Source organism: Cryobacterium sp. TMT2-18-2, from assembly GCF_004402245.1.
In the GTDB taxonomy this organism is placed as follows: domain Bacteria; phylum Actinomycetota; class Actinomycetes; order Actinomycetales; family Microbacteriaceae; genus Cryobacterium; species Cryobacterium sandaracinum.
This window is the reverse complement of sequence record NZ_SOFU01000032.1, coordinates 58,949-74,916: the sequence shown is the minus strand read 5'-3', so window position 1 is coordinate 74,916 and position 15,968 is coordinate 58,949. Positions and strand designations below refer to the sequence as shown.

14 protein-coding genes are annotated in these 15,968 nt (G+C 67.8%); 2 read left to right on the top strand and 12 right to left on the bottom strand.

Annotated elements, in window-relative coordinates; all coding sequences use genetic code 11:
• Window positions 1–8: 8 nt before the first annotated feature.
• From proB (E3O22_RS10350) to rplU, 5 genes are all read right to left on the bottom strand, one after another.
• On the bottom strand, window positions 9–791 hold the full coding sequence (gene proB, locus E3O22_RS10350) for a glutamate 5-kinase (protein WP_104103424.1): 783 nt from the start codon (window positions 789–791) through the stop codon (window positions 9–11).
• Complete coding sequence (gene proB, locus E3O22_RS10345; protein ID WP_134393900.1) at window positions 788–1,597, bottom strand: glutamate 5-kinase; 810 nt, start codon at window positions 1,595–1,597, stop codon at window positions 788–790. The genes proB (E3O22_RS10350) and proB (E3O22_RS10345) overlap by 4 nt, the downstream gene beginning before the upstream one ends.
• Window positions 1,594–3,174, bottom strand: a complete 1,581-nt coding sequence (gene obgE, locus E3O22_RS10340; RefSeq protein ID WP_134393901.1) for a GTPase ObgE — start codon at window positions 3,172–3,174, stop codon at window positions 1,594–1,596. The genes proB (E3O22_RS10345) and obgE overlap by 4 nt, the downstream gene beginning before the upstream one ends.
• 135 nt (window positions 3,175–3,309) lie before the next feature.
• Entirely contained in the window at window positions 3,310–3,567 is a 258-nt protein-coding gene (rpmA, locus tag E3O22_RS10335) for a 50S ribosomal protein L27 (protein WP_104169636.1), read from the bottom strand.
• Window positions 3,568–3,586: 19 nt separating this feature from the next.
• Complete coding sequence (gene rplU / locus E3O22_RS10330; protein WP_104103412.1) at window positions 3,587–3,895, bottom strand: 50S ribosomal protein L21; 309 nt, start codon at window positions 3,893–3,895, stop codon at window positions 3,587–3,589.
• Window positions 3,896–4,086: 191 nt separating this feature from the next.
• Between rplU and E3O22_RS10325 the strand changes: the two genes are divergently transcribed.
• Window positions 4,087–4,377: a DUF4031 domain-containing protein gene (locus tag E3O22_RS10325; protein ID WP_134393902.1), complete on the top strand. Its 291-nt coding sequence runs from the start codon at window positions 4,087–4,089 to the stop codon at window positions 4,375–4,377.
• Between the two features lie 121 nt (window positions 4,378–4,498).
• Here the strand turns inward: E3O22_RS10325 and E3O22_RS10320 are convergent, their stop codons facing one another.
• Window positions 4,499–7,258 carry an Rne/Rng family ribonuclease gene (locus tag E3O22_RS10320; RefSeq protein WP_134393903.1) on the bottom strand — a complete coding sequence of 920 codons (2,760 nt, stop codon included), beginning with the start codon at window positions 7,256–7,258 and terminating at the stop codon, window positions 4,499–4,501.
• A gap of 279 nt (window positions 7,259–7,537) precedes the next feature.
• Here E3O22_RS10320 and E3O22_RS10315 point away from each other — a divergent pair, with 279 nt between their 5' ends.
• Window positions 7,538–8,137, top strand: a complete 600-nt coding sequence (locus E3O22_RS10315; protein WP_241976610.1) for a vitamin K epoxide reductase family protein — start codon at window positions 7,538–7,540, stop codon at window positions 8,135–8,137.
• 134 nt (window positions 8,138–8,271) lie between these two features.
• Here E3O22_RS10315 and E3O22_RS10310 read toward each other — a convergent pair whose 3' ends face one another.
• The 6 genes from E3O22_RS10310 to E3O22_RS10285 form a co-directional block, all read right to left on the bottom strand.
• Window positions 8,272–9,180: a cytochrome b/b6 domain-containing protein gene (locus E3O22_RS10310; RefSeq protein WP_134393904.1), complete on the bottom strand. Its 909-nt coding sequence runs from the start codon at window positions 9,178–9,180 to the stop codon at window positions 8,272–8,274.
• 180 nt (window positions 9,181–9,360) lie between these two features.
• The gene (gene ndk / locus E3O22_RS10305) at window positions 9,361–9,783 is read right to left on the bottom strand and encodes a nucleoside-diphosphate kinase (RefSeq protein WP_134393905.1); all 423 of its coding nucleotides are present in this window, start codon (window positions 9,781–9,783) and stop codon (window positions 9,361–9,363) included.
• On the bottom strand, window positions 9,780–10,166 hold the full coding sequence (locus E3O22_RS10300) for a DUF4233 domain-containing protein (protein WP_166784622.1): 387 nt from the start codon (window positions 10,164–10,166) through the stop codon (window positions 9,780–9,782). The genes ndk and E3O22_RS10300 overlap by 4 nt, the downstream gene beginning before the upstream one ends.
• Window positions 10,163–11,605 carry a folylpolyglutamate synthase/dihydrofolate synthase family protein gene (locus tag E3O22_RS10295; protein WP_134393907.1) on the bottom strand — a complete coding sequence of 481 codons (1,443 nt, stop codon included), beginning with the start codon at window positions 11,603–11,605 and terminating at the stop codon, window positions 10,163–10,165. Before E3O22_RS10295 ends, E3O22_RS10300 begins: the two co-directional genes overlap by 4 nt.
• Entirely contained in the window at window positions 11,598–15,071 is a 3,474-nt protein-coding gene (gene ileS / locus E3O22_RS10290; RefSeq protein ID WP_134393908.1) for an isoleucine--tRNA ligase, read from the bottom strand. The genes E3O22_RS10295 and ileS overlap by 8 nt, the downstream gene beginning before the upstream one ends.
• 171 nt (window positions 15,072–15,242) lie before the next feature.
• Window positions 15,243–15,959, bottom strand: coding sequence for a TetR/AcrR family transcriptional regulator (locus E3O22_RS10285; protein ID WP_134393909.1), 717 nt, complete (start codon window positions 15,957–15,959; stop codon window positions 15,243–15,245).
• Between the last annotated feature and the right edge of the window lie 9 nt (window positions 15,960–15,968).

Here is a 15,968-nt window from a genome sequence, read left to right as displayed (position 1 = left end):
CCGGTAGTTTAGGCCAGAGCGGGTTCGAACCAGGTTCCGACCGGGTCGCCGCGGAGTGCCTCGGCCACCAGACCAGTCGATGTGAGCAGCACGGCAGTGCCGGCCTCCGCCGCGATCCGCGCGGCCGACACCTTGGTGTCGGCACCCCCGGTGCCCACCCCGGAGCGGCTGCCGCTGAGCTCGACACCGAGCATGGGATCGCCGCAGGGGACGTGATCGATGCGTTCCGCGCCCGGCAGGTGCGGCGCACGCGTGTAGAGGGCGTCGACGTCGCTGAGCAGGACCAGCAGGTCGGCGTGGATGAGCGTGGCGACCAGGGCGGCCAACCGGTCGTTGTCACCGAAACGGATCTCGTGGGTTGCGACCGTGTCGTTCTCGTTGACGATCGGCAGGATGCGCAGACCGAGCAGGCGATCCATCGCCCGGTGGGCGTTGCCTCGATGCGAGGGGTTTTCCAGGTCGCCGGCAGTGAGCAGCACCTGGCCGGCGACGATGTCGTACCGGTCGAGGCTGTCCTGGTAGCGGAAGATGAGCAGGTTCTGGCCCACGGATGCCGCGGCCTGCTGGGTGGCCAGGTCGGTGGGGCGCTCGTCGAGTTGCAGGTAGGGCATGCCGGTGGCGATGGCCCCGGAGGAGACGAGGACGATCTCCACTCCGCGCCCGTGCGCTTCGGCAAGGGCATCGACGAGCGGGATGATCTGTGCGATGTTCGCGCCGCTGATCGAGGAGGAGCCGACCTTCACAACGATGCGCGCGGCCGACGCGACCTCGTGTCGGCCGAGTGCGCTCACAGAAGCGCTCGGCCGGGGGCGGTGGGCATCGGCTCGAACCAGGTGCCACAGGAGCCGCCGCGGAGGGCCTCTGCGGCCAGGCTCGTCTCGGTGACGAGAACGGCCGTTCCGGCGGAGGCGGCCAGGCGGGCCGCCTTCACCTTGGTGTTCGCCCCGCCGGTGCCCACGGTGCCGGTACCCTTGTTCGCCCCGAACTCCATGCCGTCCAGTTCCTGGTCGAACCCGATGAAGTCGATCGGCTCCGCCCCGGGCAGGTGCGGGGGCTTGGTGTAGAGCGCGTCGACGTCACTGAGCAAGAGCAGTAGGTCGGCACGGATGAGCACCGAGAGCATGGCGGCGAGCCGGTCGTTGTCTCCGAATCGCAGCCCGTAGGTCGCGACCGTGTCGTTCTCGTTCACGACGGGCATGATGCGCAGGTCCAGCAGTCGGTTCACCGCGCGGCGGGTGTTACTGCGGTGCGGCTCGTTGAGCAGGTCACCCTCTGTCAGCAGCACCTGCCCCGCGGCAATGCCATAGCGGTCCAGAGTCTCCTGATAACGGGCCGTGAGCACGTTCTGGCCCACGGATGCCGCGGCCTGCTGGGTGGCCAGGTCGGCCGGCCGCTCGTCGAGGTTGAGGTAGTCCATGCCGCTGGCGACGGCGCCGCTCGACACCAGGACGACCTCCACGCCGCGATTGTGGGCCTGGGCCAGGACCTCGATCAGAGGTGCGATCTGCTCGGAGTTGTCGCCGCTGATCGACGAGGAGCCGACCTTCACGACGATGCGCCGGGCGGAGGCTACCTGGGCGCGGGCGCGGTAACTCATTCGGCCCCGCTCTCCTTACGGGGCGACACCGGGACTGAACCGTCGCCCGTGAGAGTGTCGCCGTTGTACTCTTCCTCGCCGGTCGACCACATGCCGGCTTCGCGCTCTCGGATCAGTTCGGCGCGTGCGGCTGCCTTGGCGTCCATCCGGCCGAAGTACTCCTCACGGCGCTCGTTGCTGGTGCGTCGCTTGGAGTCGTCAAGGCGGGTATCGGTGCCACGCGGGGCCGTGATCAGTTCGGCCGTGGAGGTGAGGGTGGGCTCCCAGTCGAAGACCACGCCGTTGCCGGGCCCGATGATGACCGTCGAGCCGGCGATCGCGCCGGCCTTGAACAGCTCGTTTTCGATGCCGAGCTTGGCCAGGCGGTCGGCCAGGAAGCCGACGGCCTCGTCGTTCTTGAAGTCCGTCTGCTGCACCCAGCGCTCGGGCTTGGTGCCGATGATGCGGTAGATGTTGCCGAACGACCCACCCTCGACCTTGACGACGAAACCGCTGTCGTCGACGGCCTTCGGGCGGATCACGATGCGAGGCTTGACGGCCTGCGCCGCGGCGGCCTCGACCCGGCCGGCCTCGACGGTCTCGGCCAGCGCGTAGTTGAGCTGCTTGAGACCCTCATGGCTGACGGTCGAGATCTCGAACACGCGGTAACCGCGCGCCTCGAGGTCGGGCTTGACGAACTCCGCGAGCTCCCGGCCCTCGGGAACGTCGATCTTGTTCAGGGCGATCAGCTGAGGGCGCTCGAGGAGCGGCTTCTGGCCGTCGGGCACCGGGTAGGCGGCCAGTTCGCCGAGGATGACGTCGAGGTCGCTTTGCGGGTCACGGTCAGGGTCGAGCGTGGCGCAGTCGAGGATGTGCAGCAACGCCGTACACCGTTCCACGTGACGAAGGAATTCGAGGCCGAGGCCCTTTCCCTCGCTGGCGCCCTCGATCAGTCCGGGCACGTCGGCGACGGTGTAGCGTACCTCGCCGGCATCCACGACGCCGAGGTTGGGGTGCAGGGTCGTGAACGGGTAATCCGCGATCTTGGGCCGGGCCGCCGAGATGGCCGCGATCAGGCTGGACTTGCCGGCCGAGGGGTAGCCGACGAGCGCGACATCCGCCACGGTCTTGAGCTCAAGCTGGATGTCGCCTTCCCAGCCGTAGGTGCCAAGCAGGGCGAAGCCGGGGGCTTTGCGTTTGAGCGAGGCCAGTGCCGCGTTGCCGAGCCCGCCCTGACCGCCCGGCGCCACGACGATGCGGAAGCCCGGCTCGGTCATGTCGGCGAGTTCGTTGCCCTCGGCGTCTTTGACCACGGTGCCGAGCGGTACGGCCAGCTCCATCAGCTCGCTGCCGAAGCCGGCGCGGTGGTCACCCATGCCGGGGCCGCCGTTCGCGGAGCTGCGGTGCGGGGACCGGTGGTAGCCGAGGAGGGTCGTCACGTTCGGGTCGGCGACGAGAACGATGTCACCACCGCTTCCGCCGTTGCCGCCGTCGGGTCCGGCAAGCGGCTTGAACTTCTCACGCTTGACGGAGACACAGCCGTTCCCTCCGTTGCCTGCTCGCAGGTGGAGAGTGACGTGGTCAACAAACGTGGCCATGGGGGTGCCCCTTTCAGGTGGCAAAAAGCTCAGTGGTGCCTAAATCGTCGGTGCTGTGGATCTTGTCGTGCGGGTGCTGTAAAACACGCAAAGGGCGAGCCGAAGCCCGCCCTCACGCTTACCGATGTGGAATGCTTAAGCGGCAGCCACCACGATGTTGACGACCTTGCGGCCGCCCTTGGCGCCGAACTCAACCGAGCCGGGCTCAAGAGCGAAGAGCGTGTCGTCGCCACCACGGCCGACGTTGACGCCGGGGTGGAAGTGGGTGCCGCGCTGACGGACGATGATCTCGCCCGCGCTGACGACCTGACCGCCGAAGCGCTTCACGCCGAGGCGCTGGGCGTTGGAGTCGCGACCGTTGCGAGTGGAACTCGCGCCTTTTTTATGTGCCATCTGTTCTGCTCCTCAGGGCCTAGGCGATGCCGGTAACCTGAACGCGAGTGAGCTCCTGACGGTGCCCCTGACGCTTCTTGTACCCGGTCTTGTTCTTGAACTTCTGGATGACGATCTTCGGACCGCGGAGATCGTTCAAGACCTCAGCCGTGACCGTGATCTTGGCCAGTGACTGCGAGTCAGAGGTGATCGTGTCGCCGTCGACGAGAAGCACTGCGGCCAGCTCGACGTTGCCGTCCTTGTTGGCTTTGATTCGGTCCATCGTGACGATGGTCCCGACCTCTACCTTTTCCTGCCGCCCACCGGCGCGCACAACTGCGTAAACCACGTTACGTACCTATCTCTGGGGAGCCGTGAGGCCCCGTGATGGAAAGTTACTGCTTTAAACACGCCAAGTCGGCCCGTCGCTCTCAGAAAACCTCGGTGATCGCGGGGGCAAAGGCCCGTCGCACACCAAGAGTCAACGTTAGCCGATCCTGCTGCAACGGTCAAACCGAGGCCGGATCATAGAATCGGGTGATGACCGTCTTGATCGACAAGCCGATGTGGCCCGCGCATGGCACCGTCTGGTCCCATCTTGTCAGCGATTCGTCACTGGCCGAACTGCACGCGTTCGCGGCCCGCAACGGAATCCCCCGTCGCGGCTTCGACCTGGACCACTACGACGTTCCCGCCCACCGCTATGACGCCCTCGTCGCCTCGGGGGCGCATCCGGTGGACAATCGGGAACTGGTTCTCCGGCTCCGCGCAAGCGGCCTGCGTGTGCGCGGCCGGGACCGATCGGGCCGCGGCCTTCTCCCGGAGTCCTGATCGGGCCTCGAAGCGCTGCCTTGCCGGTTGAGCGAGACCGGGCGACCGGCGACGCCCTGCCCCGTGGGCTGTGCGCCGCCGGTTGCCCGATCGACTCGATTCGTTCCTGCGCGGATTCTCGCTACTGCGGGGAATCCGCGGCCGTGGTCACGATCGGCTGGGCCGACCCGGTGGATCCGCCGGCCGTCGTCACCCGGCGGCTGCGTGAACGCCCCTGGCCCGGCTGCTTGGGCTCGGGCAGGGCATCCAGCACCGAGTCCAGCAGCTGGTCGGTGACCTGCTTGCTGACCGGGCGGCGGCTACGGGAGGACTTCTTGACCGGGATGTCCAGGATGGCGACGGGCTCGTCGTCGTCGGGCGCCGTGGCCTCGAGCGCGGCAGGCGCCTCGACCGGGGTCTGCTGCGCCCCCTGCACCGGGGTTTCCGGGGTCACGATAGGCGCTGCGTCCCGCTGGCGGGGCGTGGAGGACGCCCTACGGCTGCGGCGTGCCGGCGGTGCAGACGTCTCGGCCGCGACTGCCTCTTTCACGGCCTCCTCGATCGGGTTGGCCTCGGCGGCCGGAGCGGCTGACGCGGCGGCCGCCTTCTCCGCGGGAAACGATTCCGGCTTCGCCTCAGGCAGGGCGATGATCGGGATCGAGCCGGTCAGGGCGCGCGGGATGGTGCGGGCGGCGATCAGGGCGAGGGCGTGCTTGGCATCCTCGGTGATGCCGTGGGTGCCGTGTCCGGACTTGCCAGCATCGGCCTGAGGCGCGTGCGCGGCTGCGGAGTTGGTACCGTTGCCGTTGCCGTTGCCGTTGCCGTTGCCGTTGCCGTTGCCGTTGCCGTTGCCGTTTCCGCCGCGGTTCCCGCTGTCGCCGCCGGAATTGGTGCCCGACTTGCTGCGCGGGCGACGCTCCATGGTCGGCTGAGCCGTCTGGCGGTGCTTGAGCACCGGGTCGTGGTGGATGACGATGCCTCGGCCGGCACAGGCGTCACAGTTCTCGCTGAATGATTCCAGGAGTCCGAGACCGAGCTTCTTGCGGGTCATCTGCACAAGCCCGAGCGAGGTGACCTCGGCGACCTGGTGCTTGGTGCGGTCGCGGCTCAGGCATTCGAGCATGCGGCGCAGTACGAGGTCGCGGTTGGTTTCGAGGACCATGTCGATGAAGTCGACGACGATGATGCCGCCGATGTCGCGCAGACGCAGCTGGCGAACGATCTCTTCGGCAGCCTCGAGGTTGTTCTTCGTGACGGTCTCCTCGAGGTTTCCACCAGAGCCGACGAACTTGCCGGTGTTGACATCGACGACGGTCATGGCCTCGGTGCGGTCGATCACAAGGGAGCCACCGGACGGTAGCCATACCTTGCGGTCGAGGGCCTTCTCGATCTGCTCCGAAATGCGGTATTCGTCGAAGGCGTCGTTCTCACCCTCGTAGCGCTCCACGCGCTCCACCAGGTCCGGTGCGACCTGGCGCAGGTAGGCCTCGATGACCTCGCGCGATTCCTCGCCGGAAATGACCATCTTCTGGAAGTCCTCGTTGAAGACATCCCGCACGATCTTGATCAGAAGGTCCGGTTCGCTATGCAGCAGGGCCGGTGCCTGCACCGTGTCGACCTGCTTGGCGATGGACGCCCACTGGGAGGTGAGCCGGTTGACGTCGAGCGTGAGCTGCTCGTCGGTGGCACCCTCGGCCGCGGTGCGCACGATGACTCCCACGTTCTCGGGCAGAACCTCCTTGAGGATCTTCTTCAAGCGGGCCCGCTCGGTGTCGGGCAACTTTCGGCTGATCCCGTTCATCGAGCCGTTCGGCACGTAGACGAGGTAGCGGCCGGGCAGTGACACCTGGCTGGTGAGTCGCGCACCCTTGTGCCCGATCGGGTCCTTCGTGACCTGCACGAGAACCTTGTCGCCCGGCTTGAGCGCGAGCTCGATGCGGCGAGCCTGGCTGCTGTTGCCGGAATTCTCGGCGGCGGCCTCCCAGTCGACCTCCCCCGAGTACAGCACGGCATTACGGCCGCGTCCGATGTCGACGAAGGCGGCTTCCATGCTCGGCAGCACGTTCTGCACCTTGCCCAGGTAGACATTTCCGATCAGCGAGGCATCCTGGTTCTTGGCGACGTAGTGCTCGACCAGCACACCGTCTTCCAGCACCCCGATCTGAATCTTGTTGTGCTTGGCCCGCACGACCATGACCCGGTCGACGGATTCGCGGCGGGCGAGGAACTCGGCCTCGGTGATCACCGGGCGACGGCGTCCGGCATCCCGGCCGTCACGGCGGCGCTGCTTCTTGGCCTCGAGGCGGGTCGATCCCTTGATCCGCTGGGGTTCGGTGATGAGTTCGGGTTCGCGGGGCGTGCGGACGCGAACAACGGTGTTCGCGGGGTCGTCGGATCCGGACCGGTTCTCGTCGCCGGTGCGCCGGCGGGCGCGACGACGGACGGTCGACGACTCGTCGCCCTCGTCGTCATGGTCCTGACGGATGTCCTGGCGTTGGTCCTGACGCACGGTGTCGCGGCGCGCTCCGGTGCGGGCCGGTATCGGCACGATGACCGGGGCCTGGAACACCAGCGAGGTGGACGGGCGGCGGACCACATCGGCGGTCGGGGTGGGCGGCGTCGGTTCCACGGCAGCGTCCTGTTCTGAGTCGGGGGTTTCGCCGATGGGAGCGGCGGCTGCCGGCTCGGTCACGGCGTCGTCGGTGTGGACGCGGGGTGTCTGCGCTGCTGAGATCGGCTCGCGCGTCGCCGGGGCGACGTTCTGCTCGGCGTCATTGTGCTGCGGACTGTTGTGCTCAGGCGCGGCCTCCGGAGCGGCCACCGGGGTGGCAGACCTCCGCGAGGTGCGGCGGCTGCCGAACAAACCCTTGCGTTTTTTGATGTTTTCGTTGTCTTCCACCATCACTGGTGCGCTCCTTGACCGGTGTGGGCGACCGCGCCACCCATCCGGCTACTCTCTCGTGCGAGGATCGCGCTTGCGCGAAACCCTCGGAAATCCTCTTCGTTCGCAACCGGCTCTTGGCTCTGGCTGCTAATACCTTTGGTCGTGGGACCAATGAATCTGGGCCTTTACGGCCCATTAAGACTTGTCTGGCGTCAACTTGAGCGCGGCCCAAGCGACTGCTCCGATTATCGCATGCATTCTCAGGAACACATGCGAGGCACATGACATAATCCAAATGTGCCCCACAACCCGCCCGTCAAGCGCCCCATCGGGCTCGCCATCTTCTTCATCATCGGTGGTTTGATCGCCCTCACCGCGGCTTTCCTGCTGACCGTCGACAAGTTCGCGATCCTCGAGGACCCGCAGGCCCAGCTCTCCTGCAACTTCAGTGTGCTGGTGGGCTGCAGCACCAACCTGGGTTCGTGGCAGGGTGCCATCCTCGGGTTCCCCAACCCGTTGATCGGCCTGATGGCCTGGCCGGTCGTCATCACGATCGGCGCCGCGATCCTGGCCGGGGCGCGGTTCGCCCGCTGGTTCTGGATCGCGCTGAACGTGGGCGTCACCGGCGCCCTCGCCTTCGTGATCTGGCTGATGGCACAGAGCTTTTTCGTGCTCGACGTGCTCTGCCCGTGGTGCATGGTGACCTGGACGGTCACGATCCCAATGTTCCTCGCCGTGACGCTGCACAACCTCACGGCGGGCAACCTCCCAGCGGCGCCCCGGGTGCGGCGCCTGGCATCCGTCGCCTACTCCTGGATCATCGTGATCACGATCGTCTGCTACCTGATCGCCGCCGTCATCGCCCAGGTCGAGATGGACTTCCTGAACCGCCTGTAGCGGAGCGCCTGCCTCGGCGGTCGCGTGTGTCGGGACCCGGTGACGTGGCGTTCGGAGGTTCGCCCCCACGGCTCCCAGCCCCGTCAGGTGAGGCCCCCGAGGTTGCCTGCACCTGGCTCAGCCGGCACCGCGGCTCAGCGCGTGGTGACGGTTCCGCCGAGAGAGGCGACCGCCCGCAACAGTCGGGGACCCTCGGCGACCCAGGCCACGAGCATCACGACCAGGGATGCGGCGAAGATCCAGAATCCGGTCCAGCCGTCGTCGCTCTGCGCCGCGTACATGTGGTTCAGGTTGCGCAGGGCACCGGTGGCGAACACCAGCGTGACGTGGATCACGATGAATGCAAGGAAGAAGACCATCACGCCCACGTGCACGGCCCTGGTCGGGCGCAGCGGGATCAATTCTCCAAGCCGGCGCGACGTGCAGAGCGGTGACAGGCGGATGCCCGAGGCCAAGGCGAGCGGCGCGGCCACGAACACGATGCTGAAGTAGCTCAGAGTTTGTAGCGCGTTGTAGTTCACCCAGCCGTTGGTGATCGGCCAGTCCAGCGAGGCGTACTGGAGGGCGGCCGAGAGCGCATTCGGAATGATGTCCCAGCTGACCGGAACGATGCGCACCCACTGACCGGTGACGAACAGCAGCACGTAGAAGACGATCCCGTTGAGTACCCAGAGGGCATCCACCGCGAGGTGCAGCCAGAGGTTGATACCCAACCGGCGGGGGGCACGTCGGGTTCGAAACAGGCCGGTGTTGCGCCGGGTCCAGAACATGCTCGGGCGCCCGGACGTGCGGATCTGCCAACCCGAACGCACGATGAAGAGCAGGAAGAAAACGTTCAGGCCGTGCTGCCACGCCAGCCACGCGGGGAAGCCGACGGGGGCCCACGACGGCAGCGGCGAGGCCCCCGGGAAGTCGACCAGGAACTCCTGCGCCATCGGCAGGGAACGGATGCCCCGGGCGGCGAGCACGACGGCGGCCAGCAGGATGATCGCCAGCGGGATGGCCCAGACCAGATTGAACCAGGGGTTCCGGGCATGCGGCATGGTGAGGCTTTCTAGTCAGACGAATCAAAGAGGATGTCGGCACGTGCTCAGCGGGGCACCGTCATCATCGGCCATTCTGCGACGGCGGTGCGCTTGGTGCACCAAGCACCGACATCGGCTGCCCACGAGAACAGCCGCTTCCCGGCATCCGGTCAGTGGCTGTTCCCCGTTCGGTACGGGTCAGTCGAACCAGAGGGCCAGTTCGCGGTCGGCCGACTCGGGCGAGTCGGAGCCGTGCACGAGGTTCTGCTGCACCTTGGTGCCCCAGTCTCGGCCGAAGTCGCCGCGGATGGTGCCGGGAGCCGCGGTGGTCGGGTCGGTTGTGCCGGCCAGGGAGCGGAAGCCCTCGATCACGCGTTCGCCGGCGATGCGCAGCACGAGGATCGGACCGCTTTCCATGAACTCCACGAGAGGTTCGAAGAACGGCTTGCCCTGGTGCTCGGCGTAGTGCTCGGCCAGCAGGGACCGGTCGGCCTGCACGAGCTTCGCGTCGACGAGGGAGTATCCCTTCTGCTCGATGCGACGCAGGATCTCGCCGGAGAGGTTGCGGGCAACGCCATCCGGTTTGACCAATACGAGAGTTTCCTGGACCTGGGTGCTCATGAGTTCTCTTTCTCGTTGTTCTCGTTGTTCTCGTTGTTGGGAAAGTTTTGGTTCTGGTTGTCGATCCGGGAGCCGGCGATCATGCAGTACGCCCACATGGCGGCGAACATGCCGCCGACGAAGAACATGGCCGGGTTGAGGAAGCCGGCGGCCACCATGATCAGCTGGAGGATCCAGCCGACCACGTAGGCCCACTCATAACGGAGCAGCGCGAGCACGGCCACCATGGCCAGCCCCAGCACTGCTCCCCCGCCGAGGGCCAGCCACGGCGGCAACGCCTGCAGACCGAAGATCACCAGGGCGGCAAGGGCAACCACGATGATCTCGAAGCCGAGCAGGATCGTCGCGAGCGTGCGCTTCACCGAGCGGGGAGCGGGCGTCATTTCGCCAGCCATTCCCGGGCGTCGGCCAGAATGATGGCTTCGCCGACGAGGGTGATCGACCCGGTCACGATCACAGCCCGCTTGGGCGACTCGAGGGCCCAGTCCCTGGCGGAGTCGAGGGCCTGCGCGAGGTCGTCGAACCGGACGGTCGTCTCCTCGCCGGCGAGGTCGGCGATCAGGTCGGCGAGGTCGTCGACGCCGACCGCGCGCTCGGACTGCGACTGTGTGACGTGGAACCGCACCACCGTGGACTGCAGCGCGGTGATGATGCCGGTCGCATCCTTGTCGGTGAGGATGCCCACCACGGCCACAATTTCGTCGAAGTCGAAGTAGTCGGCCAGCGCAGTGCTGAGGGCGGCCGCTCCGTGCGGGTTGTGCGCGGCATCCACCAGGACGGACGGTTCGATTCCGATCAGTTGCAGGCGTCCGGGCGAGGTGACCTGCGCGAGGCCCTCCTCGACCAGGTCCTGCGAGAGCGCCGTGGTGCCGGCCCCGAGGAAGGACTCGACGGCGGCGATCGCGACGGCCGCGTTCTGCGCCTGGTGCGTGCCGTACAGCGGCAGGAACAGGTCCGAGTAGGTGCCGGCGAGGCCGCGCACCGAGATGAGCTGCCCGCCCACGGCGACCCGGCTGTTGATCAGGGCGAAATCCTCGCCCTCACTGGCCAGGGTCGACTCGGTCAGCTCGGCGGCCCGCTCGAGTTCGGCCTGCGCCGCCTCGCCCTGCCGGGCGGAGACCACGGCGGCGGACGGCTTGATGATGCCGGCCTTGGTGCGGGCGATCTCGGCGATCGTGTTGCCGAGACGGAGCGTGTGGTCGAGGGCGATGGGCGTGAACACGGCCACCTGCCCGTCGGCGACGTTGGTGGAATCCCACTCGCCGCCCATGCCGACCTCGATCACGGCGACGTCGACGGGGGCGTCGGCGAAGCAGGCGAAGGCCAGCACGGTGAGCGCCTCGAAGAAGGTGAGCGCGTCGTCGCCTGCCGCCGCGAGTTCCGCGTCGACCATGGCCAGGAAGGGTTCGATGTCGGCCCAGTTCGCCGCCAGGGCCTCATCGGTGATGGACTCCCCGTCGATCACGATGCGCTCGTTGAGCCGCACGAGGTGCGGGCTCGTCATCAGTCCGGTGCGCAGCCCGTAGGCGCGCACGATGCTCTCGGTGATGCGGCTCGTGCTGGTCTTGCCGTTGGTGCCGGTGATATGGATCACCGGGTAGACGGTCTGAGGGTCACCCAGCAGTTCGAGCGCCCGCCGGGTCGGGGCCAGACGCGGCTTCGGCGCACCCTCGCCCACGCGGGCGAGGAGGGCGGCGAAGACGGCGTCCCCGGCCTCCCGGCCGGGGTCGGAGGACTGGCGCGGCTTCTTCGCCCCGGGCTTCTTCGATCCGGGCTTCTTCGCCCCGGGCTTCTTCGCCCCGGGCTTCTTCGGGTCAGACATGGACGAGTCCGTTCTCTCGGGCGACGGCGACCAGGACGGTCCCCCGGTTGGCATAGTGACCAGCCTCGTAGAGCACGTAGTGCTCGACGGGGACGCCGACCAGGCTCTGCAGCCATTCGGACGGCAGGCCGTGCGCCAGGCTGTCATCGGACACCTCGGTGGCCACATGGGTGGCGAACCGGAGGGTCAGGGTCTCCGCGGCGACGTCGACGCCGGCCGCAAGGGCGAAGGTCGCGGCGTCCTCGGCGGAGTAGAAGACGAGATCGAGACGGATGCGGTCACTCACCTCGAATCCGGCCGACTTGCGGGTGTCCTGCACGGCGCGGATCAGATCGCGGGCTAAGCCCTCCGCCTCGAGTTCCGGGGTGGTCTGCGTCTCGAGCAGCACGAAACCACCGCCCGCCAGGAGCGCCAGGGCCGGGGCATCAGACGCCGCGTCGTCGGCGACGGGGGAACCGTCGGCCGGGCCGGTCTGCAGCACGAGTTCGTACTCCCCTGCGACCAGCTCGATGCCGCCGGCGGTGACGACGTCGGCGGTCTCGCTCCAGTCGCCGGCGCGGGCGGCCTTGATGACCTGCTGCACCTGCTTGCCGAGGCGCGGGCCGGCGGCCCGGGCGTTCACGGTGAGCCGGGAGGTGATGCCGTAGGCGCTCGCGCTGTCGTCGGCCAGCTCGACCAGGCGCACGCTCTTGACGTTCAGCTCGTCGCGAAGGATGCCCTCGAACGGGGCCAGGGCCGCCGTGTCGACTGTGACCACGGTCAGGGTGGCCAGCGGCAGGCGCACGCGCAGACCGGCCTGCTTGCGCAGCGACAGCACGGTGGAGCTGATGGTGCGCACCTGGTCCATCGCCGTGACCAAAACGGTGTCGGCAGGGAACAGATCGGCGTCGGGCCAGTCGGTCAGGTGCACGCTGCGACCGCCGGTGAGGCCCTGCCAGATGCGCTCGGTGACGAGCGGGAGCATCGGGGCGGCCACCCGGGTCACCGTTTCGAGCACGGTGTAGAGCGTGTCGAAGGCCTCGTTCGCGGTGGTCGAGGCCGTCGAGACCGAGACCCCGGCCCCGGCGCCGGCCCAGAACCGGTCTCGCGAGCGGCGCACGTACCAGTTGGTGAGCACGTCGGCGAAGTCCCGGAGCCGGGCGGTCGCCTGGGTGCTGTCGAGGGCCTCCAGGTCGGCCGTGACCTCCACGATCAGGTCGCGGGTCTTGGCCAGCAGGTAGCGGTCGAGCACGTCGGTGGAGTCGGTGCGCCAGGTGGCGTCGTAGCCCTTCTCACCGGACGCGTTGGCGTAGAGCGAGAAGAAGTACCAGGTGCTCCAGAGCGGGAGCATGACCTGGCGGGCACCCTCGCGGATGCCCTCCTCGGTGACGATCAGGTTGCCGCCGCGCAGCACGGAGGAGCTCATCAGGAACCAGCGCATGGCATCCGAACCGTCCCGATCGAACACCTCGTTCACATCGGGGTAGTTGCGCAGCGACTTGGACATCTTCTGCCCGTCGTTGCCGAGCACGATGCCGTGGCTGACCACGTTCTTGAAGGCGGGGCGGTCGAACAGGGCGGTGGAGAGCGTGTGCAGCATGTAGAACCAGCCGCGGGTCTGCCCGATGTACTCCACGATGAAGTCGGCCGGGTTGTGGCTGTCGAACCAGTCGGCGTTCTCGAACGGGTAGTGCACCTGCGCGAACGGCATCGACCCGGAGTCGAACCAGACGTCGAGCACATCCGTGATCCGCCGCATGGTGGACTGGCCCGTGGGGTCGTCGGGGTTCGGGCGGGTGAGCTCGTCGATGTAGGGGCGGTGCAGGTCGGTGGGGCGCACGCCGAAGTCGGCCTCGAGCTCGTCGAGGGAGCCGTAGACGTCGATGCGCGGGTAATCGGGGTTGTCGCTCTTCCAGACCGGGATCGGCGAGCCCCAGTACCGGTTGCGGCTGATCGACCAGTCGCGGGCGTTGCCGATCCACTTGCCGAACTGGCCGTCCTTGACGTTCTCCGGCACCCAGTTGATCTCCTGGTTGAGGTCCACCAGACGGCCACGGAAGTCGGTGACACGCACGAACCAGCTCGACACGGCCTTGTAGATCAGCGGGTTGCGGCAGCGCCAGCAGTGCGGGTAGGAGTGCTCGTAGCTGGCCTGTCGCAGCAGGCGGCCCTCGTTCTTGAGCAGCTGGGTGAGCGGCTTGTTCGCGTCGCTCCAGAGCTGGCCGGCGACCTCGGGCACGTCGGCGAGGAACTTGCCGCCCGCGTCGAGCGAGATGATCACCGGGATGCCGGCGGCCTCGCAGAGCTTCTGGTCCTCCTCGCCGTAGGCGGGCGCCTGGTGCACGATGCCGGTGCCGTCGGCGGTGGTGACGTAGTCGGCCACGACGATCGTCCAGGCGTTCTGGGTGCCCCAGACCGCGGTGTCGGCGTAGTAGTCGAAGAGGCGGTCGTAGCTGACGCCCTCGAGGGCGGTGCCGAGAACGGTGCGGGAGATCGCCGCGGTGGCGTCCGCCGCCGAGTCGTAGCCGAGGTCCTTGGCGTAGTTGCCGACCAGGTCGATCGCGATCAGGTATTCGGCGCCGAGAACCTCGGTGGAGGCGACGGATGCCGCGGCATCCGCCCCGGAAACGGCCTCCCGCAGCACGGTGGCGTCCGGGGTGCCGTTCGGCCCGGCCGGCACGACGGCGTAGATGATCTCGGGGCCCACGGCGAGCGCCAGGTTCGTCGGGAGCGTCCAGGGGGTGGTCGTCCAGGCCAGGGCGCGCACGGCGGTCAGCCCCAGGGCTTCGGCCTTGGCGCCGACCAGCGGGAACGTGACCGTGACGGTCTGGTCCTGGCGCATCTTGTAGACGTCGTCGTCCATGCGCAGTTCGTGGTTGGACAGCGGCGTCTGGTCGCGCCAGCAGTACGGCAGCACCCGGTAGCCCTCATAGGCCAGACCCTTGTCATGCAGCCGCTTGAAGGCCCAGATCACGGATTCCATGAAGGTGATGTCGAGCGTCTTGTAGTCGTTCTCGAAGTCGACCCAGCGCGCCTGGCGGGTGACGTACTCCTCCCAGACCTTGGTGTACTTGAGCACGGAGCTGCGGGCGACGGCGTTGAAGGCGCCGATGCCCATCTTCTCGATCTCGCTCTTGTCGGTGATGCCCAGCTCGCGTTCGGCTTCCAGTTCGGCCGGTAGGCCGTGGGTGTCCCAGCCGAAGCGGCGGTGCACCTGCTTGCCACGCATGGTCTGGAACCGCGGGAACAGGTCCTTCGCGTATCCGGTCAGCAGGTGGCCGTAGTGGGGCAGGCCGTTGGCGAACGGCGGGCCGTCGTAGAAGACCCACTCGGGGGCATCCGCCCGGTTGTCGATCGACGCCTGGAAGGTGCCGTCGTTCTTCCAGAACGCGAGCACGTCGGTTTCGATCTGGGGGAAGTTCGGCGAGGGCACGATGCCGCCGGGCTGGGCGGGGGAACCGGACTGCTGGCCTTTGGGGTACGTCATGTCTCTCCTGGACGAGTCGGGCAGGCTCTGTCGTTCACAGATCTGCCCCTGTTCCACGAGGACGCCGACTCCGAACGGGATTCGCCGCGGTACCACCTCGCTTGTCTCTCGAAGCCGAAGCCCTGGGAAACCGCTTGTTCTGAGGCTGTGACGGGCCCGACCCGTTCGGTTCTACTGGGAACCGCCGCGAAGCGGTTGCCGTTCTTCCGAAGACTCACCGGTGATGGCCGGATCACAGTCATACTGCTCTATTCTACCCTGCGTCCGGCCCCGGGTGTGCAGGGCGCGGTACCCCATGCAGACGGGCGCGATGGCCGCGCCGACGTAGGGTTCCAGCGCTCCGCGGGTGACCCCGGCACGCGCCCAGACCCCGGCGGCGGCGGCCGCGGCCCCGAGCACGGCCATCGCGAAGGCCCGGCTGGAGAGCTGGTCGGTCGTGCCGCCTCGCGCTCCGACGAAGCGGGTGACCAGGGTCACCTGGGCCATGAACCGGGACAGGGCGGATGCCTCCAGCTCGCCGGTCGTGCCCATCAGCTCGTACTGGGTGAGCGCCCAGGGCACCTGCCCCGGCCCGAACGCGGCAGAGACCTGCAGCAGCGCCCGCTCCACGGCATCCACGGCCTCCGCCGCCCCGGCTGCGGCGGCGGACTGGTCGAGGGCGGCCGGCAACGTCGCCAGGCCCGCGTCGACGTCGACCCAGAGCAGGTCACTCTTGGCCGTGAAGTAGTTGAAGAAGGTGGCCCGGCTGACGCCCGCGCGGCGGGTGATCTGAAGGATCGTGGTGCCCGCATACGTCTGCTCGAGGAAAAGCTCGGCGGACGCCTCCTCGAGCATCGCCCGCGAGGATCCGCGGGGCCGGCCGGCCCGCTTCGGTTCGGGATCAGGCATGCCGCTCCT

Excerpts from the sequence above, each read along its gene's own strand:
- E3O22_RS10325 (WP_134393902.1), top strand. The coding sequence starts at position 4,087 with ATGACCGTCTTGATCGACAAGCCGATGTGGCCCGCGCATGGCACCGTC.
- E3O22_RS10295 (WP_134393907.1), bottom strand. The coding sequence starts at position 11,605 with ATGTCTGACCCGAAGAAGCCCGGGGCGAAGAAGCCCGGGGCGAAGAAG.
- E3O22_RS10320 (WP_134393903.1), bottom strand. The coding sequence starts at position 7,258 with ATGGTGGAAGACAACGAAAACATCAAAAAACGCAAGGGTTTGTTCGGC.
- rpmA (WP_104169636.1), bottom strand. The coding sequence starts at position 3,567 with ATGGCACATAAAAAAGGCGCGAGTTCCACTCGCAACGGTCGCGACTCC.
- ileS (WP_134393908.1), bottom strand. The coding sequence starts at position 15,071 with ATGACGTACCCCAAAGGCCAGCAGTCCGGTTCCCCCGCCCAGCCCGGC.
- proB (WP_134393900.1), bottom strand. The coding sequence starts at position 1,597 with ATGAGTTACCGCGCCCGCGCCCAGGTAGCCTCCGCCCGGCGCATCGTC.
- E3O22_RS10300 (WP_166784622.1), bottom strand. The coding sequence starts at position 10,166 with ATGACGCCCGCTCCCCGCTCGGTGAAGCGCACGCTCGCGACGATCCTG.
- ndk (WP_134393905.1), bottom strand. The coding sequence starts at position 9,783 with ATGAGCACCCAGGTCCAGGAAACTCTCGTATTGGTCAAACCGGATGGC.
- E3O22_RS10285 (WP_134393909.1), bottom strand. The coding sequence starts at position 15,959 with ATGCCTGATCCCGAACCGAAGCGGGCCGGCCGGCCCCGCGGATCCTCG.
- E3O22_RS10310 (WP_134393904.1), bottom strand. The coding sequence starts at position 9,180 with ATGCCGCATGCCCGGAACCCCTGGTTCAATCTGGTCTGGGCCATCCCG.
- obgE (WP_134393901.1), bottom strand. The coding sequence starts at position 3,174 with ATGGCCACGTTTGTTGACCACGTCACTCTCCACCTGCGAGCAGGCAAC.